The organism is Diplocloster hominis, assembly GCF_032380655.1.
Taxonomy (GTDB): domain Bacteria; phylum Bacillota; class Clostridia; order Lachnospirales; family Lachnospiraceae; genus Diplocloster; species Diplocloster hominis.
This window is the reverse complement of sequence record NZ_JAWDIY010000008.1, coordinates 136,648-157,093: the sequence shown is the minus strand read 5'-3', so window position 1 is coordinate 157,093 and position 20,446 is coordinate 136,648. Positions and strand designations below refer to the sequence as shown.

The 20,446-nt window shown below is 49.6% G+C and carries 14 protein-coding genes and 1 tRNA gene; 2 read left to right on the top strand and 13 right to left on the bottom strand.

Translation table 11 applies throughout. The annotated features are described in order from the left end of the window. Positions 1 to 13: 13 nt before the first annotated feature. From dnaX to ABC831_RS09690, 4 genes are all read right to left on the bottom strand, one after another. The gene (gene dnaX / locus ABC831_RS09705) at positions 14 to 1,585 is read right to left on the bottom strand and encodes a DNA polymerase III subunit gamma/tau (RefSeq protein WP_343247946.1); all 1,572 of its coding nucleotides are present in this window, start codon (positions 1,583 to 1,585) and stop codon (positions 14 to 16) included. A gap of 27 nt (positions 1,586 to 1,612) precedes the next feature. Further along, positions 1,613 to 2,689 carry a 6-phosphofructokinase gene (locus ABC831_RS09700; RefSeq protein ID WP_343247945.1) on the bottom strand — a complete coding sequence of 359 codons (1,077 nt, stop codon included), beginning with the start codon at positions 2,687 to 2,689 and terminating at the stop codon, positions 1,613 to 1,615. A gap of 357 nt (positions 2,690 to 3,046) precedes the next feature. Then, a complete protein-coding gene (locus ABC831_RS09695) occupies positions 3,047 to 4,069 on the bottom strand; it encodes a DUF4179 domain-containing protein (RefSeq protein WP_343247944.1) in 1,023 nt (340 codons plus the stop codon). Next, positions 4,050 to 4,628 (bottom strand): sigma-70 family RNA polymerase sigma factor, encoded by a 579-nt coding sequence (locus ABC831_RS09690; protein WP_343247943.1) that lies wholly within the window; start codon positions 4,626 to 4,628, stop codon positions 4,050 to 4,052. Before ABC831_RS09690 ends, ABC831_RS09695 begins: the two co-directional genes overlap by 20 nt. A gap of 327 nt (positions 4,629 to 4,955) precedes the next feature. Between ABC831_RS09690 and ABC831_RS09685 the strand changes: the two genes are divergently transcribed. Together ABC831_RS09685 and ABC831_RS09680 are read left to right on the top strand one after the other, a co-directional pair. After that, entirely contained in the window at positions 4,956 to 8,444 is a 3,489-nt protein-coding gene (locus tag ABC831_RS09685; RefSeq protein ID WP_343247942.1) for a UvrD-helicase domain-containing protein, read from the top strand. 197 nt (positions 8,445 to 8,641) lie between these two features. Beyond that, a tRNA-Ser gene (locus ABC831_RS09680) sits at positions 8,642 to 8,728 on the top strand. Here ABC831_RS09680 and ABC831_RS09675 read toward each other — a convergent pair. The 9 genes from ABC831_RS09675 to ABC831_RS09635 form a co-directional block, all read right to left on the bottom strand. Next, complete coding sequence (locus tag ABC831_RS09675) at positions 8,729 to 8,971, bottom strand: hypothetical protein (protein WP_343247941.1); 243 nt, start codon at positions 8,969 to 8,971, stop codon at positions 8,729 to 8,731. Positions 8,972 to 9,057: 86 nt separating this feature from the next. Further along, the gene (locus ABC831_RS09670; protein ID WP_343247940.1) at positions 9,058 to 11,406 is read right to left on the bottom strand and encodes a beta-glucosidase; all 2,349 of its coding nucleotides are present in this window, start codon (positions 11,404 to 11,406) and stop codon (positions 9,058 to 9,060) included. Between the two features lie 119 nt (positions 11,407 to 11,525). After that, on the bottom strand, positions 11,526 to 12,560 hold the full coding sequence (locus ABC831_RS09665) for a TIM barrel protein (protein WP_343247939.1): 1,035 nt from the start codon (positions 12,558 to 12,560) through the stop codon (positions 11,526 to 11,528). Positions 12,561 to 12,583: 23 nt separating this feature from the next. Beyond that, the gene (locus ABC831_RS09660; protein WP_343247938.1) at positions 12,584 to 13,582 is read right to left on the bottom strand and encodes an ABC transporter permease; all 999 of its coding nucleotides are present in this window, start codon (positions 13,580 to 13,582) and stop codon (positions 12,584 to 12,586) included. Positions 13,583 to 13,651: 69 nt separating this feature from the next. Further along, positions 13,652 to 14,932: a substrate-binding domain-containing protein gene (locus ABC831_RS09655; protein ID WP_343247937.1), complete on the bottom strand. Its 1,281-nt coding sequence runs from the start codon at positions 14,930 to 14,932 to the stop codon at positions 13,652 to 13,654. An 83-nt stretch (positions 14,933 to 15,015) separates the two neighbouring features. Further along, positions 15,016 to 16,011: an ABC transporter permease gene (locus ABC831_RS09650; RefSeq protein ID WP_343247936.1), complete on the bottom strand. Its 996-nt coding sequence runs from the start codon at positions 16,009 to 16,011 to the stop codon at positions 15,016 to 15,018. A 13-nt stretch (positions 16,012 to 16,024) separates the two neighbouring features. Beyond that, positions 16,025 to 17,536: a sugar ABC transporter ATP-binding protein gene (locus ABC831_RS09645; RefSeq protein ID WP_343247935.1), complete on the bottom strand. Its 1,512-nt coding sequence runs from the start codon at positions 17,534 to 17,536 to the stop codon at positions 16,025 to 16,027. Between the two features lie 141 nt (positions 17,537 to 17,677). Then, the gene (locus ABC831_RS09640) at positions 17,678 to 19,177 is read right to left on the bottom strand and encodes a carboxylesterase/lipase family protein (RefSeq protein ID WP_343247934.1); all 1,500 of its coding nucleotides are present in this window, start codon (positions 19,175 to 19,177) and stop codon (positions 17,678 to 17,680) included. Positions 19,178 to 19,362: 185 nt separating this feature from the next. Then, on the bottom strand, positions 19,363 to 20,304 hold the full coding sequence (locus ABC831_RS09635; RefSeq protein ID WP_343247933.1) for a helix-turn-helix domain-containing protein: 942 nt from the start codon (positions 20,302 to 20,304) through the stop codon (positions 19,363 to 19,365). Positions 20,305 to 20,446 lie beyond the last annotated feature (142 nt).

Here is a 20,446-nt window from a genome sequence, read left to right as displayed (position 1 = left end):
ATTCATGTCCTCCTTATTCTTCCTCAACGGTAATATCCATGTGGATGATTTTCTCTAAATCAACAAAGCTGTCCTCAAAGGATCGCCCTGTATCAAGCATTTTCATATCGACTTCCACTTCTTTGCCAATCCGGTTGGAAATCAAAGCTTCCAGTTCTTCTTTATGTTCTTTGGAACCTACATAGGCAGCTCCCAGTTCATTTTCAAATACAATCTGCAGTTTATTTCCGCCGCCCAAGCTCAGCCTGGCTCCCTTCAGGAATACTTTGTCAGGTCCGGAAGCCTCATTGACAATACTCCGCCAGTTGGAGACCACCTGCTTGATATCTTCAGGTATCGCCTTTGGCATTGGCGGTTTCGGCCGCTCCGCCGAGGGTGTCTGCACGCCCGGCGCTGTGTTTGGAGCTGCCGGTGCTGCTGGGACGGTAACTCCTTTTTCCAGTTTCTCTTCCACCACCCGAAGGCGGTCCAGCAAGGATTCACTGTCCCTCTCCATGGCCGGCTTGCACAGTTTAATCAATGCAATCTCTATCAATATCCTCTTCTGTGAAGCGTAGCGGATCTGATTGGACAGATCCGACAGTACCCGGATATAGCGCATCAGGGTATCGGCATCCAGTTTCTGCGCCATACCGCTCATACGGGCCAGGGATTCTTTTGACGCGTCGATGACATCCCCCGCCTGGTCTGAAGTCTTAACCAGAAGCAGGTTGCGCAGATACCAGATAAAGTCTGTGACAAACTGCCCCATTTCCCGTCCGTCCATGACCAGCGCCTCTATGGATTTCATCACTCCGGTTACATCCTGCCCGATAATCTGGTCCAGCAGGCTGCCAAACACCTCGGTATCCACAGCTCCCAGCACTTCCAGCACATTTTCATAAGTAAGCTTCTGGCCCAGATAGAAAGCAAGGCACTGATCCAAAAGGCTTAACGCGTCACGCATGGAACCGTCCGCCGCTTTGGCCACATAACGGATGGCCTTTTCCTCCACCTGGGCGCCTTCCTGTTCCATCAGATCCTTTAGCCTGGCCGATATGGTTTCTATGGATATCCGCTTAAAATCATATCTCTGGCATCTGGACAGAATGGTAATCGGTATCTTATGAACCTCCGTGGTCGCCAGGATGAAGATCACGTAGGACGGCGGTTCCTCCAGCGTCTTTAAGAGCGCATTAAACGCACCTATCGATAACATATGCACTTCATCGATGATGTATACTTTGTACTTTCCTTCCGTGGGCGAATATGCCACTTCCTCGCGGATTTCACGGATATTGTCCACACCGTTGTTGGACGCCGCGTCGATCTCGATTACGTTCATGCTGGTCCCGGAGGCGATGGCCTTACAGGAGGCGCACTCACCACAGGGACTCCCGTCAACCGGATTCTCACAGTTCACTGTCTTTGCAAGGATCTTCGCCACCGTCGTCTTCCCGGTACCTCTCGTTCCGCAGAACAGATAGGCGTGCCCGATCCTCCCGGTGCGGACCTGGTTCTTTAATGTTGTAACGATTGCGTCCTGGCCCTTCACATCCTCAAAGCTGTCGGGACGGAATTTCCGGTATAACGCAGTATAAGACATAAGTTTACTCCTGTTCTAAGCCGGCGGTCAGTCGCCGAAACTGATACCGATTCTCTTCGCTTCCTTGATAATAGACGACTGGGGATCTACCATTTTCAGTTTACCGGCCACTTCCTGCAGCGGAACTTTCTTGGTTTCCCCGTTTACCATGCCGACCATATAGCCGTATTCCTCATTCATGATCAGCTTAGCCGCAGCCGATCCAAGCCTGGTAGCCAGTACCCTGTCATAGGGGCAGGGGCTTCCGCCTCTCTGGGTATGTCCGGGAACGGTAATTCGTACCTCCGACCCTGTGGCCTCCTCGATCTTAGCTGCGATCTCATAGGAAACGGAAGGATATTTGTTTTTCTTCTGCTTCTCCCGGAATTCCTTCTTCGATAATCTGGCATCCTCCTCGGAAATAGCTCCTTCCGCCACAGCCAGGATGGTAAATCTCTTTCCGGCTTTATTTCTGGCCTCGATGGCATTTACCACCTTCTTGATATCATAGGGGATCTCCGGCAGCAGAATGATGTCCGCTCCCCCGGCGATACCGGAGTGCAGGGTCAGCCAGCCGACCTTATGACCCATGACCTCCACGATGAATACACGCCCGTGGGAAGCCGCTGTGGTATGGATACAATCGATGGCATCCGTGGCTATATTGACCGCGCTGGTGAATCCGAATGTCATGTCGGTTCCCCACAGATCATTATCGATGGTTTTGGGAAGGGTCACGACATTCAGGCCCTCCTCCCGAAGCAGGTTCGCCGTCTTATGGGTGCCGTTGCCGCCCAGAATGACCAGGCAGTCCAGCCCTAATTTGTAATAGGTGTGTTTCATTCCCTCCACTTTGTCCAGTCCGTTCTCATCCGGCACACGCATCAGCTTAAACGGCTGGCGGGAGCTGCCCAGAATCGTTCCTCCTCTGGTTAGAATACCGGAGAAATCCGAAGATCCGAGCATTCTGTATTTGCTGTAGATCAGCCCTTTATATCCGTCATCAAAGCCAAAGATTTCCACATCGTCCAGGTTGGTGCACAGCCCCTTGACTACTCCCCGCATGGCCGCGTTTAACGCCTGGCAGTCACCGCCGCTGGTTAACATACCAATTCTTTTTTTCATTGACTCACACCCTATCTTTTAGATTTTCATTGTTTGGTGAATCCTGGAACTTGTCCTCATTTATTATATATTATTTGCCTGGGATCGTAAAGGGTTAAAGTTGGAGAGCCGGTAAGGCCGGACAGGGCCGCGAGGAGAGGCGAACGGGTTTCCAAACCGCGGAGGGGACCGGACTGTTGGAGGTTAATTCTTTGGCGGTAATCAGGTAATTATCACGGATAGCTTGTATCATGTACTTTTTGATCCGGGGAAGAATGCGGAAGAAAGATGAATCCGAACACACTCCTTCTATCGGAATGTTGTCCGGATCATCTTTATACAGAATCTTTTATGGATGTGGGAGACTGCGGAAGTTTACTATTTCAGTCCTATAGTAAAGGCTTCTCCGGCCTGCTGCCAGTTGCTTTCTGTGCGGCCGCTCTTTTGGGGCCGGGGCGAGACGTAAGGTGTGAGAGTCAGCGCACTTGCTTCCGGAGAGATCAGGCCTGTGAGGCGGTCGATGTTAAACCGCCCTCCGGATTTTTCAACGTGGGATACATAGAAGGAGACCGGGTTGCCAAGATCGTCGGTTCCGTCCAGTTTCATGTCATAGTCACTGCCGCCGTCTATTTTGTAATATATTTTCTGGCCGATGGGGCTTGTGGTATAGGCGGTCAGGTCCACCTGGGTTCCGTCGGGAAGGTTGTAATGAATATCGGTAGCGATTTCATGGGTCTGTTCTGAGAGCTGTTCCCCATTTGCGTTGAATTTGAACTTCCAATTGCCGTCCAGGGTACGGGAGGCATCCTCAAGGATCAGCTCAATGTCCATATCTTGTGTTTCAAATCGGTGCCCCAGATTATAACCGGTCAGGGACTCCTGGCCGCTTCCATCTTCCAGCGGCGCGGTGATGCCGCTGCTGCTGTTTTCGATGTATTTTCCGTTTATAAAGAGGCTGCCCAGAAGGGTTAATGTCTCCATATTCAGATCTGACTGCGGCTCTGCAGTCTCTGTCGTAGATACGTAGAGGATGTCTTCCTCCAGGATTACGGAGTTGAGGGTAATCGTTACATCGCCGTTGGTCACCGAATAGTTTACGATGTTTTCATATGGCGTGAGATCCTCATTGGTTCCGAGAAGTTCCCCGATATTATAGGTTAAAGTTTTGGCGGCGGCGCGGACTTCTGTATGGAAGGGGCCTGCGCCCAGGACCAGGAGGCAGACGGCGATGCCGGCTGCTATGGCAAATCCTTTGCCTGGGAATCCTTTGCGTCCGGTATGGAGCCGGCGGCGGAATTGGCGTTTATAGTGTCTGGCTTCCTCTTCTGACAGAGGGGTGGCGCCGTACTCGTAACAGTCGGTTTCTATATCATTGAGCATTTCATAGATGTTGGGTTTCATATGCGGACTTCTCCTTTCCGTTGCGGCTGAATAATTGTCGTATTTTCTTTTTTCCTCTGGATAAACGGTTGTAGATTACTTCTTTTTTCATGCCGGTATTCCGGCTGACCTGTTCGATATCCATATCTTCTCCATAGACGTCCAGAAATAACTTTTTGTCCATTTCGTTCAGACAGTCTAACATCCGGCCAACCTCTTCCGACAGCTCCTGTTCCACGGCTGCTGCCAGTCTTTCATCTTCTCCGGAGATGACCACTTCCTCCCAGCTTAGCTGTTCCAGCTCCCGCCTGTACTTGCGCAGATAGTCGATGGATTTGTACCGGGCCACTCCGGCTGCCCAATTTTGAAAGGTATTCCTGGATTCATCGAAGTCCTGGCTGTGGTTCCAGATGCCCAGCAGTACGTCGTTCATACACTCTTCCTGCCGGTCCGGAAGTGAAAACAGCTTTCTTCGAATAACTGACCGTAGCAATCCCCCGTATTCGTCAATCACATAGAGCAGCGCTTTTTCATTGCCCCGTCTCAGTTCTTTCACAAAGTTATCCTGGTTTATTTTCATAATGATACTCCTGATGCGGTTTGTAAGCTTACAAATGATTTGTTACATTATATACTTCGATCGTATGGTGTTGGTTTCTATCATTTTAGCAGATACTTTTTAAGATTTTTTTATTTTTCCCTGCAGTTTTTCTTGTTTTTTTGGGCTATGAGTACTGAGTTCCCTATTTCGGGCAATACGTGTGATACACGAAAAATTTCAAAAACTGACCGATTCAAGTGCTCTGGACACCTGGTCGAGTTAAGGAGTATAATGGGATTACTTACCAAAATGACCATGGCAGGCTCTCCTGAAATAGAATGAACAAAAGATAAAGAAGGTGGAATTATGTACATAGCGGATCTTCATATTCATTCAAAATATTCCCGCGCTACCAGCCGGGACTGTGAACCGGAAGCTTTGGATCTGTGGAGCAGGCGCAAAGGTATCGACCTGCTGGGAACCGGAGATTTCACCCATCCGGCCTGGCGGGCGCAGTTGAAAGATAAACTTGTCCCGGCGGAAGAAGGACTGTATGTTCTAAAGGATGACTATAGGATCAGGGATGAGATTACTTCCGAAGAAAGCAAACCCCGCTTCGTGATATCCGGTGAGATCAGTTCGATCTATAAAAAGAACGGAAAAACAAGGAAGGTCCATAACCTGATCCTGCTTCCGGGACTGGAAGCCGCGGAGGCACTGTCCTGCAAGCTGGAGACCATCGGCAATATCCACTCCGACGGAAGGCCCATCCTGGGTCTGGACAGCCGGGATCTTCTGGAAATCACACTGGATATCTGTCCCGAGGCCATCTTTATACCGGCCCATATCTGGACGCCGCATTTTTCCCTGTTTGGCGCATTTTCCGGTTTCGACACCATCGAGGAATGTTTTGAGGATCTGACTCCTCATATCCATGCGCTGGAGACTGGTTTGTCCTCGGACCCTCCGATGAATTGGAGGATCTCGGCCCTGGACGGCTATCAGCTCGTCTCGAATTCCGATGCCCATTCTCCTGGGAAGCTGGGGCGCGAGGCCAATCTGCTGGATACAGAACTTGGCTACTCCCATTTGTCGCGTGCTTTGCAGCAGGGAGAGGGGCTGGCTGGGACGCTGGAATTCTTTCCGGAAGAAGGGAAATATCATCTGGACGGACACCGGAAATGCAATCTCGCGCTGAGTCCGTCGGAAACGGCGGCTTACGGCGGTAAATGTCCTGTGTGCGGCAAAAAAATTACCATAGGCGTCCTGCACAGGGTGGAAGAACTGGCTGACCGGGAGGAGGGCTTCGTATCTGAAAACGGCAGGCACTATGAAAGTCTCGTTCCGCTGTCAGAGGTGATCGCCGCCTCCACCGGTAAGTCTTCCGGCAGCGCGAAGGTGGCCGCCGAGTATAAAAGCATGCTGGGGAAGCTGGGCCCGGAATTCTCCATTCTCCGGGATATCCCGCTTAAGGATATCAGACGGGCAGCCGGGCCATGTGTGGAAGAGGGAATAAAGAGGCTGCGCTCCGGCGACGTGACGCGGATTCCGGGTTATGACGGCGAGTACGGAACGGTCATGATCGTCAGTAAGGATGAGATCGATGAGTTATACGGGCAGATCAGCCTGTTTGAGAATTATATAGATCCGGCGGGAGAGACAGCTGCGGCCCGGTCTTTGGATAACAGCGGGATACCGGCAGTATCCGAAGGCTTATCTGCCGCCGGAGAACCCTCGGGAGAATTGGCTGGTACCAGGGAAACCACGGATGGATGGATCCGCACCGATGCCTCAGCGGCAGATAAGACCGGGGCCGTCAGAAGCGGTATATCCTGCGCTGAACCCGAGAGGAACGCCGGTGAGGGCGGAACCGCTGAACAGCACAAGCTGCCGGACGGTCTAAACCAGGAGCAGTATGACGCCGTAACCGCAGCCGAACCTGTGGTAGCTGTGATCGCAGGGCCAGGTACCGGTAAGACTAAAACATTGGTTTCCCGTATCGCCTGGCTGGTAAAAGAACAGCGGGTGGACCCCTCCCGGATCACCGCTGTAACCTTTACCAATAAAGCCGCACTGGAAATGCGCACCAGGCTTGAAAAAGAACTGGGCGGCAAACGGGCGGTACGCTCTATGACGATCGGTACCTTTCACTCCATCTGCCTGAACCTGCTGAAAGACTGGAAGAAGAATGTGGTACTGGCAGACGAGTACCAGTGCAGGGATGCCGCGGAGCATGTTATCCGGCAGGCAGGCCTTAAGCTGCGGCCCGCCCAGCTTGTTCAGGATATTTCCCGTCTGAAAAATGGTCTTGTTTCTGAGCATAAGCTGCCCGATGATGTAACCGCCCGTTATCAAGAGCAGCTGGAGAGGGACGGTCTGATGGATTTTGATGATCTGCTTCTGAATGTGCTGGAAATGATAAATGCAGGCCGTAATCCGCATAACAATACCGGCTGTTATCCGGATATGAATGCCGTCGGCTATCCGATTAGCAATCCCGGTAGCCATCCGGACAGCAATATTTCCGAACCTGATATGGAACAATCCTTGCTTCCCTTTTCCTATCTGCTCGCAGACGAATTCCAGGATATCAACGCTATCCAGTATCAGCTGGTAAAAGCCTGGTCTAAAGGTAATAAGAGCCTTTTCGTCATCGGGGACCCAGACCAGTCCATCTACGGCTTCCGTGGTTCGAATGCCGAATGTTTTCATCTTTTAAAAGAAGACTTTTCGAACGTCCGGGAAATCAAACTGACCAGGAATTATCGCTCTACCCCGGAGATACTTTCCTGCTCGCTGCCCGTGATCAACCGGAATCCCGGAGATGCCCGCATCCTAATCGCACAGCAGCCTACCGGTTTTCCGGTCAGTCTGCTGACCGCAGAAAGCGATCTGTCCGAAGGCATCTTTATAGCCAAGGAGATCAACCGCATGACAGGCGGGATCGATATGCTGGATGCCCAGAAGTATGCCATACATACGGACAAGCCCCGCAGCTTTCAGGATATTGCCGTCCTTTACCGGACCCACCGGCAGGCGAAGATGTTGGAGAATTGTCTGCGAAAAGAGGGAATTCCCTATGTGATAACCGGACGGGATGACTTTCTGGCTGACGAAGCGGTCCGCGGCGTTCTGGCTTTTTTCCGGTTTTTGTTATCTCCCGGGGATGAAGCTTCCGTGAAGATCTGTTTGAAAAACGTTTGGAATTATGACGAGGAACTGATCGGCGAGTTTCTGGATGTTCTAAAGCAAAATCAGGTAAAAGAATTGGATGCCGGCCAGCTTCAAAAACTGGACAGTCAATTATCGCCCGCGCTTGCGCTGGCTTCCTGCTGGCAGATGGTCCGCCGCTTCCTTCCCGTGGTCCGAAAGGAAAAACCGGCGGCTTTGATCGGGCAGTGGCTGGAGGCCAATGAGATCAGTATGTCAGAACCGCTTCAGCGTCTGCTTAATATGGCTGTGCTTCACAAAGATATGCCTGAATTCCTGCAGACTCTGTTACTGGGACAGGAAGGAGATCTGCAGAGAAGCTCGGAAAAAATATATACTTCCGGCGCGGTTACTCTAATGACTCTGCATGGATCTAAGGGATTAGAATTTCCGGTGGTTTTCCTGAGCGGTGTGAAAAAAGGCTGTCTGCCCTATGAATCCCTCAGCCATCCGGCTGACCCCATGGAGGAACGGCGGCTGTTCTATGTGGGAATGACCCGGGCCAGGGAAGAGTTGATATTGCTGACTTCCCGGGAGCCTTCGGAGTTTTTGGAAGATATTCCCGCCGGCTGCGTGGAAATGGGGGATGTTCATAAAAGGAAAGAAGAATGCGGGATGGAACAGTTAAGTCTCTTTGATCTGTGATCTGTGATCTTACCGGAATCGGGAAGATGCACACCGTATGGGTCAATGGAATAAAGGATTCATAAATTTAAGGGAAACCGTTCGTTCAAGCGGCGTGTTTCTGCTTCGTTTTCTGGAATTTCTCTTTTTCAAAATTATACTTTTTTTCTCGTAATATTTATGTTATAATGGGCGATGTGACCGGGTGCTCTCACCAGGGAGACGTAGCGAAGTGGTTGTAACGCGCCGCACTCGAAATGCGGTTGTCCTTTTTGGGCACGTGGGTTCGAATCCCACCGTCTCCGTTATGCAATAGAAAGCTTTCGATTGAATCGATAGCTTTTTATTTTTTTGTTGTTTGATAAGTCGAGGCCCTGCTCCATTTTTCTTGCTACCCGGAACTTTGCTTTTACATTGAGATGAGCATAAAACTTAGCTGTAGTCGCAAATTCACTATGGCGCAGCCATTCCTGCTGATAATCATCATACAATATATCTGTCGGATCTGGCGCATACGTTCTCTTCTTATGTATAGTCACCTCTCGCATAAGAACCGTACAACAAAGTTTCATATATCAATACATACTTACCTCAAAAAGGCATGGCTAACGTAATCAGCCATGCCTTTTCAAAATTATAACTGTTTCCATTCCTTATAGATTTCTTTCTGCATTTCTGCTGATTCCTTCTCACCCACTTTGATCGCTGGCATCACACACTCCTGCCAGATCCGTTCAAACGGTGTCAATGGCTGGAATACAATATAGCTGCCGGCCACATCCCTTAATTTAATGTCCGTAACCTTTTCAACTATTTGAACCGCTCTCGGGTTCGATACCACCTTGACGACGTCTGTCTGCGGGCCAATAATATAAGGATTCTCACAGAAGATCTCCACACTGACCGTCTGGGATATATCTGCGGAAGAATTCCCCACCAACAGCAAAAACTCTCCAGGCTCCGCAGCCCATTTGCCCAGCCGGCAGTCATAGCTTGCAAAGTCCTCTTTTTTCAGGGTGAGGAATATCTCTTTTTCCTCTCCCGCCTCCAGGTAAACCTTTTTAAAGGCCTTCAGTTCTTTTACAGGTTTTTCCAACGTAGCTTCCACATCATGAATATAGAGCTGCACTACCTCGGCTCCGGCCATGGTTCCGGTATTTTTCACAGAGACGGACACCCTGACATCGTCCTCGTCCACATTTACACTGTCAGGTGCACTTACGTTGGTGATATCGAAGGTGCTATAGGACATCCCGTATCCGAAGGGATACATGACCTCGATTCCTTTTCTCTCATAATAGCGGTACCCCACATAGATCCCTTCGCCGTACCAGACTTCGCTGTTATACCCCGGAAAATTGCCATAAGTCGGGCAGTCCCTATATTTCTTCGGGAAGGTCAGCGGCAGTTTTCCAGACGGATTGACTTTGCCGAACAGGATATCCATCGCCGCCTGTCCTCCCTGCATACCGGGAAGGAATAAGCACAGGATCGCAGCCGCCTTAGGTTCCCAATCTACGATCTGTACCGGCCCAGCCACATTAAGCAAAACAATTACCGGCAGATTCTTTTCCTCTGCCGCCTGAATTGCTGTGTCCAGAGCCGCCCTGTCCTCTGGCTCCATAAGCATATTCGGGCGGTCCGCACCCTCTTGTCCCCTGGCGCCAACCGTTACGATCACTGCACCCGTGTCTTCTTTTATCTCCCCAAAGCAGACGTTCTCTTCCCCAAGCGCGGCTGCAGCGCACTCATAAACGCTGATGTTCAGAGAAGTGTTCACCGCCGCGCTGCCGGCGCCGCAGGCGATTATCTGTTTACTGCACTCCCCATAGAAAGCAAGTCCGGTACCTTTTTTCAGCGGGAGAACCCCATCGTTTTTCAGCAGAGTAATGCCCTCTTTCGCTGCCTGATATGCAGCATCGATCCCCTCGCGCATATCAAACGCAGTTCTTCTTCCTTTCATGGCCGGAGTCTCCAGAACAATCTTCAGGAAATTTCTGACGCATTCATCCAGGTCTTCCTCTTTTAACGTTTTATTTTCCACCGCTTTGACCAGCGTACTGAATTGCCTCGGTCCCGGCATAACCAGATCATTTCCCGCGGCGCAAGCCTCAACCTGATCATATGCGGCGGACCAGTCCGTCACGACAAAGCCGTCAAATCCCCACTCTTTTCTCAGCACGTCCTGGAGCAGCCATCGGTTCTGCGCACAGGGCACGCCGTTGATCTTGTTGTATGCCGACATAACCGTTTTACAGCCAGCCTGAACACAAGCCTGAAAACCAGGCAGGTAGATTTCCCTTAAGGCGCGTTCCGATATATGTTCATTCACTCCCATGCGGTCCGTTTCCTGATTATTGGCTGCGAAATGTTTTACATTGGCGATGATTCCCTCATCCTGGATTCCTTTCACCAGTGACGGAGCCAGTTTGGAAACCAGGCACGGATCCTCGGAATATCCCTCAAACAGCCTTCCGTTCAAAGGGTCTCTGTGGATATTTACATTCGGGGAACCCAGCAGCACATCCACTCCCCGCATATTCGTTTCTTTTCCCAGAGCATGGCCGCACGCTTCGATGACGGAAGGATTCCAGGTAGCGCCCATGAGCATCCCCGGGGGATAACAGCCGTATTCTTTTTCTTTCAGTGACGCATTCGCATACTCAGATCGTTTTTGCCATAGATCCGGATCACTCAGTACGATCTCGAGGCCTCCCATCCGTCCGACGCACTCCTCATCGTCAATGGGATTTCCTTCCTGTTCCCGCTTTTTTGCATACTCCTGGAATACTTTCTCCAAATAGAACTGGTTGGTGTTAAACCCGGTACCGCCGTCCAGCAGCAGCAGTTTGGGTATTCCATACTTTTCCATAGATCTGGAGTAGAAAGAACTGCCCCCCGTAATACATGCCGCCTTCTCCTCCACTGACATCTCACTGATTATTTTTTCAATGGAACCCACATCTTTTAATTTTGTTGCCATACTATACATCGCCCTCCGTCTTAGAAATATACAAATGAAGGGTGCAGGCGCACTTTGCATGCCTGCACCCCGATCATGTATCAATCAGAATATTCTTCCGCTGCAAAAAGGAAGAAGAATCAATCCGTTAGCAGCAGTTCCATCACATACATTTCAAGTTTCTCGTAATTGCGTTCCTTAATGCACTCCGCCTGGAAAGCGCGGTCAAACTTCTCAACCTTCTGCTCCATCATCATTGCCAGCTTCATGGAATTCTGGATATGGCGGTATTGATCATCCGGCTTCTGGGTACGCATAGCCTTTACGTCCAGGCCCACCATCTCGCCGTTAGCGCCGTAATTATGATCACACAGTACTTTGATCTGGTTAAAAGCGTTTCTGAGGTTCTCGGAACCGAAGGTCTTATCCTGGTCATAGCGGCAGCCGTTCTGGTCGTTCAGATGGACGGAACCCAGTTTTCCGAACTTCAGAGCAAAGGCCATCTCATTGGCCGGATCCAGTCCTGCCAGAATCGCATGTGCGGACTCCAGCACGGCACCCACACGGGATGGATCCTTTGATGCGGCGGAAACTGCCATAACATGCCCGATGGTTCCGCAGTAACTGCGGTCGATAGGCTCATTGGGCTTGGATTCAATCAGGATCTTAATCTTGGGATCATAGGCCAGCATCTCATCGATGGATGTAATCAACTGTCCGATCTTCTCCACCGGGTCCTTGCTCTCCGCACAGAGGGTCCCCTCCCTGGCCAGCCACAGAACCACATTTTTTGCGCCCAGGGCATTCGCGATATCAATGGATCGTTTCGCCCGCCACATGGCAAATTCATAGTCCTCTTTGCTGTTAGATGTAAAGCCGCCGTCCGTGGTATGGGGATCCATCCACAGTCTGGGGGCTACGAATTCTGCTGTCATACCGTACTTATCCAGCATAGACTTCACGTCCTTCGCATAGTCGACGATCTGTTTTTCACTCATGTTATTCATATCCGGGACCGCATCATCGTCGTGAAACTGTACACCGGATAACCCGATCTCAGCAAACTTCTTCACCTTCGCTTCCAGATCTATCGTCTCTCGGACGCCCGGTCCAAAGGCCTCCACCCCTTCATTGACATTCCATGGACCTGCTGTAAATTTGAATCTTGATTTCATATCTGTTATCCTCCTTAATTTTTTTATATTCTTCCTTCTATTTTCGAATACTCTTCATTCGCTTGTTCCGCAATTCTTTTTCGCGACCGGATCCGTTCAAGCAGTCCTGCATTGGTAGAGTAGCTTACTACCACAAACAGGAATACACCGGTCAATATTCCCCTTATCTCAGAGCTGAAACCACAGGCAACCAGGCCGGCGCTCAGCATACGGATGGTAATGGTACCTATAATAATCGCAACATTATAATTAATATATCTGGCCAGAACCTGTGCCACGAATACTCCCATTATCCCATCAAAAATCATACTTGCAGAAGCAAAACCCGTAACTCCGGTAACCGATACATTTGCCGACATATGTACGATACCTGCGACTCCCAGGAATAACCCGGAAAGAACGAAAGAAATAAACTTCGTTTTGTCAATATTGATTCCCGCGCTATCCGCAATTTTTATATTTGCCCCGATTGCTCTCATATTTGCGCCCAGTGTCGTGCAGCTATTAATATAAGCGAATATGGCAAACATAAGAATCACAATGATGTAACACCAGGGCGCAGATCCCAGATAACCGTCCAGCAGACTGATCTTACCCGTACCGTCTTTTATAAAAATGCCGGGCAGAGCCTCCACCACCATGGCCACCCCCAGGGAAAGCACCAGGCAGGGAACCCGGAACTGCCGGTACAGGATTCCCATCAGCGTACACAGGATGATCCCGATCAGAATAGAAAATATGCACAAACCCGGGATACCCATATCCAACTTGCCTGCAAACATGGCTCCAAAGATGGCGCATGCATACACAACCGCGCCTGCCGAGAAATTCCACATGTTCATGGTCATCCCAAAGGACAAGGTCATGGCCAGTAACAGGGGAACTACTGCCGTTCTTAAGACGGACAGAATACTGGTCAGTGTCGCAAACCGTCCCGCAGTAATGATTGAAAAGATTGCCCATACAGCCAGAGGCAGAACAAACGCTTTACACCAATTAAATATCTTCGCTTTTTCTTTCATTTTGCATTCTCCATCTCATATCCGTCCGGGGCTATTTGCGTCCCCCACGCGGCATACTGATAACCTGTATTATTTCAGATAGGCCGATACACGTTCGTTAATCGCCGTAACATTCCAGTATTCCGGATTCTGATAATCCTTTAATAACTGCTCCCGTTCTTCCACGCTCATACCCGGATTGCACAGGGAATTCAGAGAGAGAAGCTCATCCGGCAATATCCCGCCGGGAACCTCGCCCATAGTACAATATTCCGCCAGATCCCACTCATCGACGCTGCTTACTACGAAGCCGTTAAACTGAGGAACAATCTTGGATCCTTCATTGAACAGACGGTCTGCGCCGGACATGGCGTTGAACAACTGCATATAAGCGCCCATCATATAGGTGGTACCTCCGGCCAGCGTGCCGGCCAGCAGCCCTGCTTCCATATACTCTCTGGTCTCGCTTGCCGCATCGATCTGGACCAGTTTCACTTTTCCGGACAGTCCGGCAGACTGAATCGCAGCTACCCCCTGGTCACCGCCGCCGGTCCAGGCAATGCCATCCAGATCATTTCCATAGGCTGCCAAAATATCTGAGAAACCGGTGGCAGCGTCGCTTCCACGGTAAGTAGCCAACACTTCCATTCCTGCTTCGGCGGCAGCAGCTTCCACTCCGGCCACACGTTCATCATTCATTGTCTCACCCTCGCTGCCCCCTATGACGGCGATTTTCTTACAGCCATCTTTTACCAGCACCTGTGCCAGGTCGTACCCGTTTTGGAAGTTAACTCCTTCCTCTCCGCCCAAATCGCCGACCCAGCCTGCACAAAAATCCGATGCATCTACTACTTTAGCCAGTTCTTCCGTATAGGAACGGGTCAGCCCTACATAATAAACCTCATTCTCATTCAGATACTCGTATAACGCCGGAGACGAACCCAAAACGCTGACGATACCGTCGCATCCATTGGATACTAATGTCTCAAAAGCAGTGCTGATATCTTCTGAGCTAAACGCGGTCATATCATAATATTCCATCTCGCAGTTGGTCAACTTCGCACAGTAATCCAATGCGTCACGGAAAGCCTGAGATGTCTTATCCGATGCCGGCAGATAGAAAAATCCGATCTTATAACCTCCCATTCCCTCTGCGCTTAAGGTGTCCTTACCTTCCGTTTTCCCGTCGATACCCTTATCTTCCGTATCCTTTTCTCCGGCAGTATCTGCGTTATCCGCCGGCGTACCTGTATCCGCAGCGGGCTCTGATTGTGTAGCGGACTTTCCAGCCTCTTCTCCCTTGCTTCCACATCCAAATAAAGACAGCACCATTACTCCCGCCATCAGCAGGGACAACATTTTCTTTTTCATACTCTTCTTCTCCTTTTCTTATTTTTACTTTTTTGTTAAGAGCACTTGGCGGCTGTCTTTTAGCCGCTTACTCCCAAATTCTCCTAATCAATCAGCTTCCCTTTACTCTTCTCATAGGTCAGCGCCACAACGATAATAAAGAGCAATCCCTTGATTCCATACCCCAGTGCATTCGCCTGCCCCATCATAGCCAGTCCGTTGGTCAGAACCGTAACCATCAGCGCACCGATCAGCGGAGCTGAAAATCTCGCATTAGCTCCTCCCGACAGCGGGAAACCTCCCAGCACAATCGCAATCATGACATTCAGGTTCATGCTGCTTCCCACCGAAGGGTCCACCGCGCCGCTTCTAGCTACCGTGAACAAAGCCGAAATTCCGATCATAACACCAATTAATATGTATGCCAGATAGGTAACCTTCTCTACTTTAATCCCGCTGATACGCGCCACCACGGGACTTCCTCCTATGGCTTTCAAAGACTTTCCGAATCCGGTATAGTTATACAACACATAGCCGATCAGGATCAGGGCTATGAGCACCAGCACCTTTGTAGACGTATTATTCAGCCATGGGGCTTTACTGTATGGGAATGTAATCTTACCTTGTTTTGCAACCGCCACTACGATCCCCGAACTGATATTGGATACACACAAAGATGCGATAAACGGGTTTAGTTTTAAATAATTCTTCGCCGTTGCCGTTATGCACATGAAGCCTACCGCCACCAGGATTCCCGCCAACAGACAGAACAGAATCGGCAGTCCCAGATTATATAATACCGCCAGCACCAGAGAAGATACGCCCAGCACCTGCCCAATGGCCATGTCCAGAGACCCGAGGGAATACAAGAAAATGGCACCCACCATCACGATCGCCATGGTAAAGCACTGGTTCAGCAGCAGCTTCAGATTCTCCACCGCCACAAAGCGTCCTCCCGTCGTCAGCGTAAAGAACGTAACCAGAAGTATAATTCCAACAAAAGGAAGAATCTGGGTAAACCGCTCTCTCTTCATTGCCTCTCGATTCAGGCTCTGCTGTATCAAATCCTCTGCCGCCTGCTTATTCGATGATTCCTGCATTGTTCTTCCCTCCTTATACCATGTACTCTATTAACTTTGTATCCGTGACTTCTTTGCTTCGTGTGACCTCTCCGGTGATCCTGCCTTCTTTCATGATAATCATCCTGTCGCTCATACCGATCAGTTCCGGCAGCTCTTCGGAAATCATAATAATCGCCTTGCCTTCCATCTTGAACTGATAGATCAGCTGATACATAGCGGCTTTCACTCCGATATCAATTCCTCTGGTCGGGCAGTCCAGGATATAGATTTCACTTCCCGCCGCCAACCATTTAGAAAAGGCTACCTTCTGCTTATTTCCGCCGGACAGCTGATTACAGAACTGTTTACCTGACAAACATTTGGTTCGCATGGTTTCGATCTGATTGTCGGACAGTCTCCTTTCCGCTTTAGGTGCTATGAACCCTCTCCTGGAAAGTTTTTTATATGAGGCCATCACGGTATTGTTCTGAATGCTGGCATTTAAAATGATGGATTCATTGTCACGGTCTTTGGATACATAACCTATATTATGCCGGATCGAATCATCGATTTTTGTTATCTTCGTTCCGGAAGGTACATGCACTACTTCACCGGTTACCGTCTTGTCCAGGCCAAAAATCATGCGTCCCACCTCGTGCATTCCGCAGCCCGCCAGACCGCCGAAGCCCAGGATCTCGCCTTTGTGAAGCTGAATGCTGAAATTTTGGACATACCCGTTTTCCGAAGTGATATGTCTGATATCCAGTACCACCTCGCCGGCGCTGGAACCATCCCAGTCTTCCCGGTAATAACTGCCCTCCAGCTCGCGTCCCACCATTAACGGGCGCATATTTGCAGTGGTGATATCTGCGCCTTCCAGATGCCCTACCAGAACCCCGTCACGCAGACAGGTGATCTTGTTACAGACCTCTTCCAGCTCCTCCAGATCATGTGAGATAAAGATGACCCCTTTCTTTTCACTGCGCATCTGATCGATCAGATGATAGATCAGTTGACGGCCCTTCTGGGCCAGAGCCGTAGTCGACTCGTCGATAATCAGGATCTCCGGCTGCAGATACATGGCACGGGCGATCTCTATGATCTTGCGGTCCTCAAAATTTAGTTCCGCCAGCAGCGTAGAACCTTTGATATCCTCGACTCCAATCTCTTTCAGAATCTTGTCGGCTTCCCGGTGCATTTTTTTCACATCCAGATGACCGTTCTTGCTGAACAGCTCATAATTGCCGATAAAGATATTGCTGGCTACATCAATCGTAGGCAGCGTGGCGGCCTCCTGTACTATCATGGCCACACCGGCTTTCTGTGCCTCCACCATATTTGCCGGTCTGTAGGGCTGTCCCGCCCGGAAGAGCTCTCCGCTCGTCTGAGGCTGTACACCGGCAAAAATCGATGTCAGTGTGGATTTGCCGCTGCCGTTCTCACCGATCAGTCCGCAGACCTCGCCCTGTCTCAGCTCAAAATCCACATGAATCAGCGCTCGGGTAGCTCCAAAGTTTTTACAGACATCTTTACAACTCAACAGCACCTCGCTATGATCGTCCATTTTCATCTTCCCCTTCCACTACATGGCTTTTTACTGAACTATATGTACTATAACAGTCTTTCCCGATTTATTGTTGTCAGTTTTTGCAAAATACGCTCTCATTTTCAGACTTTCCTGTTCAATCCGCAGAGACTATTTCGCTCACAGCCCATATATATCCGTCAATACTTCCAGCATTTTTTTATGCGGCAGGTGAATCATTCCAACATGTTCACCAAGTTCCATCGTCATATCCGGGCTTTCTGAAAATGGCAGCCATCTTTCCAGTCCCTGCGCATTTGGATCCCCATAACGCATAAATTGGAGCAGGTACCGGGTCATTCGGCGCGACAGTTCATAATCAGCAGCCTCCCAGACCGCTTCTGTACACGTAAGATTCTGATAGAAATATTTAAGAGCTGCCGAATGAAAAGCTCCGAATCCAACTTCCGGTACCGCTCTGTCAAAATAATACAGATAAGCGGGACATTTTCCATAGCGCGACTGCAGGACGGACCACACATACATGTTATGTTCAAAAATCCGGTCTCTTCTCTCATGATACCAAGCGTGCGGCATCCCGGTTTTCCCGTCAAAATAAAGCTCTGCCACAACCTTTGCCTTATCTCCGTACAACCTCTGTAATTCTTGCTTCAAACCAGGTTCATCCATATGAGGTTTAGTAAAAATTACCCCTTCGTCCGAATTGCTTCCCAACAGAAGCGGCACATCGTTCTGACTGTGGTTCTCAAACACTTCCCTGTAATCTCCCGGCAGAAGGTAACCATCGATTATGGGGCTCCATTCTCCAGTCAGTTCCATAAGCTTTTCCGCTGCCATCGCACGTATCTCTGCCGCAGTATACACCCCGGCCCTCCGTAACAGTTCCTCACCTTCCCGTTCCCTGTTCGCCAGATTCACCTCTCTTTGCCGGCTCATATCAACCCTTACATCAAAAAGCGCACAGCTTTGGGCAAAAGCCCGGTGGAACAGGCCTTTCGCCAGCGGCGACTGGTACAGTGCCAGTACGCTTCCCGCTCCCGCCGATTCACCCGCGATGGTGACACAGCCGGGATCGCCGCCAAAGCATTCTATATTTTCCTGTACCCACTGAAGCGCCGCGATTTGGTCTAAAATCCCGTAGTTTCCCGACACCTGATATTCGCTTTCTCTTGACAGCTCCGGATGCGCCAGGAAACCAAAGATACCGAGACGATAATTAACTGTGACAACAATCACGCCCTCTGAACTCAGATTACGTCCGTTCAGCACCGGCACGCTTCCCGCTCCGCTGTTGAATTTCCCCCCATGGATGATCACAATCACCGGCAGCTTTTCTGCACGTTCCAGGCCGCCGGCGGGCAGCCACAAATTCAGATACAGACAGTCCTCACTCACACCTTCCCGCCCGGATATAAAGAACTCCTGTCCATAGCACATCCATCGCTTACCTGGCGATATCGCGATCACTTTCTGCATGGCGGCCGGACCAAACGCACCGCATTTTTTCACTCCCTGCCATGGCCGCATCCGCTGTGGCGGTCTAAAACGCAGCTCCCCCACAGGAGGCTGCGCATAGGGAATCCCTGCAAAAAGCAGATGCTCTTCATCCCCATCAAAAATCCCCTCCACAATACCTAGTTTGGTTTTTACCTGTACCATCCTTTTTCTTCCTCCTTTCTACTACAATGTATGGTATAGTTTATTCTTCTTCTCTACGTTTCACATTGACAATCCTGCTCAGGCCCGCAGACAAATAAGCTTTTTTAATTCCACAAAACAGTACATAATCTTAAAACTCTTGAACTGCGTAAATCAATGCAAAGCCTTTAACCTTAATACTCCCCCTAAAAGTAATCACCTCTTTTCATGATCAGTTGAAGCAATTGAATACTGTCAGACCTAGAAATAATTCTCTGCGTGTTAATCAATCGTCCTGTACTTCTTTTTTGTACAGGTGTATCATGCGCTCTGCGATACTCCATCGGGGTATAACCCAACTGTTTTTGATAGATCCCATTCAAATAACGACAATCGGAAAATCCGCACTCCAGACTGATTTCCGTAATATTCCTACCGGTCTGCTCCACCAGCCTGCGGGCTTTTTCAAACCGAAGCAGCGTCAGATATTCCTGAAAAGATATCCCCAGATTATCTTTGAAAAAATGAGAAGCATAGGAAACGGAAATCCCTTCCCTGGAAGCCACCTCTTCCAGCAAAAGCTTCTCCGTATAGTGGCAGTCGATATAATCTGTAATCCGCTCCAGACGTTTTCCCCTGCAATATCTTTTGCTCTTCTCCTGCTCCGAGATACAATGCCAGGGCTGATGTCTTAAGAGTAGTCCGAAAATTTCATACAAGCAGGACAGGCAAAAAAAGCCATACTGTTCCCTGCCTTCAAAATAGTTCAGCGCCAGTTCAAATAATCTGTCATACACACTCTTTTCCCACCCAAAAGAATGAATATCCTCCAGATAATTCCTATCAAACTCGACATTGCACAGATCCGGATAAATCTTTCTGCAAAAACCGGCCGCCGCCTGTACAGACAATATAATGGCGTTCTCCGTCAGTGCGTGTATCTCGTGAGGTTGTCGGGGATTAATAATGATCACGTCCGATTTGTGGAATTCCCGCTGCCTCTGCCCATACAAAATCACAATCGTCCCGGCCAGTACAACCAACAGCTCAAATTCTTTGTGCACATGGGAGCACCGATAGGTCATCTCCACCAGAAAAACATTTAAGTCCTCCAAAGAAGCGTGCTCCACAATCTCATATTCTCTCATCCCTGCCCCTCTCCTTTCCCTCCTTCTCCCATCCTAATTTGCAGTGTACCAATCCCAGGGCAGCTTTTGTTGTCACATCAGACACGTTTTATTCTCATTTTTTGACTAATTTCTAAGAACATGGAACTTTGTATTAATTAGA

Coding starts and splice junctions, on each gene's coding strand:
- ABC831_RS09640 (WP_343247934.1), bottom strand. CDS start 19,177: ATGGTACAGGTAAAAACCAAACTAGGTATTGTGGAGGGGATTTTTGAT.
- ABC831_RS09645 (WP_343247935.1), bottom strand. CDS start 17,536: ATGGACGATCATAGCGAGGTGCTGTTGAGTTGTAAAGATGTCTGTAAA.
- ABC831_RS09690 (WP_343247943.1), bottom strand. CDS start 4,628: ATGAAAATAAACCAGGATAACTTTGTGAAAGAACTGAGACGGGGCAAT.
- dnaX (WP_343247946.1), bottom strand. CDS start 1,585: ATGTCTTATACTGCGTTATACCGGAAATTCCGTCCCGACAGCTTTGAG.
- ABC831_RS09665 (WP_343247939.1), bottom strand. CDS start 12,560: ATGAAATCAAGATTCAAATTTACAGCAGGTCCATGGAATGTCAATGAA.
- ABC831_RS09635 (WP_343247933.1), bottom strand. CDS start 20,304: ATGAGAGAATATGAGATTGTGGAGCACGCTTCTTTGGAGGACTTAAAT.
- ABC831_RS09660 (WP_343247938.1), bottom strand. CDS start 13,582: ATGAAAGAAAAAGCGAAGATATTTAATTGGTGTAAAGCGTTTGTTCTG.
- ABC831_RS09700 (WP_343247945.1), bottom strand. CDS start 2,689: ATGAAAAAAAGAATTGGTATGTTAACCAGCGGCGGTGACTGCCAGGCG.
- ABC831_RS09685 (WP_343247942.1), top strand. CDS start 4,956: ATGTACATAGCGGATCTTCATATTCATTCAAAATATTCCCGCGCTACC.
- ABC831_RS09675 (WP_343247941.1), bottom strand. CDS start 8,971: ATGCGAGAGGTGACTATACATAAGAAGAGAACGTATGCGCCAGATCCG.
- ABC831_RS09695 (WP_343247944.1), bottom strand. CDS start 4,069: ATGAAACCCAACATCTATGAAATGCTCAATGATATAGAAACCGACTGT.
- ABC831_RS09655 (WP_343247937.1), bottom strand. CDS start 14,932: ATGAAAAAGAAAATGTTGTCCCTGCTGATGGCGGGAGTAATGGTGCTG.
- ABC831_RS09650 (WP_343247936.1), bottom strand. CDS start 16,011: ATGCAGGAATCATCGAATAAGCAGGCGGCAGAGGATTTGATACAGCAG.
- ABC831_RS09670 (WP_343247940.1), bottom strand. CDS start 11,406: ATGGCAACAAAATTAAAAGATGTGGGTTCCATTGAAAAAATAATCAGT.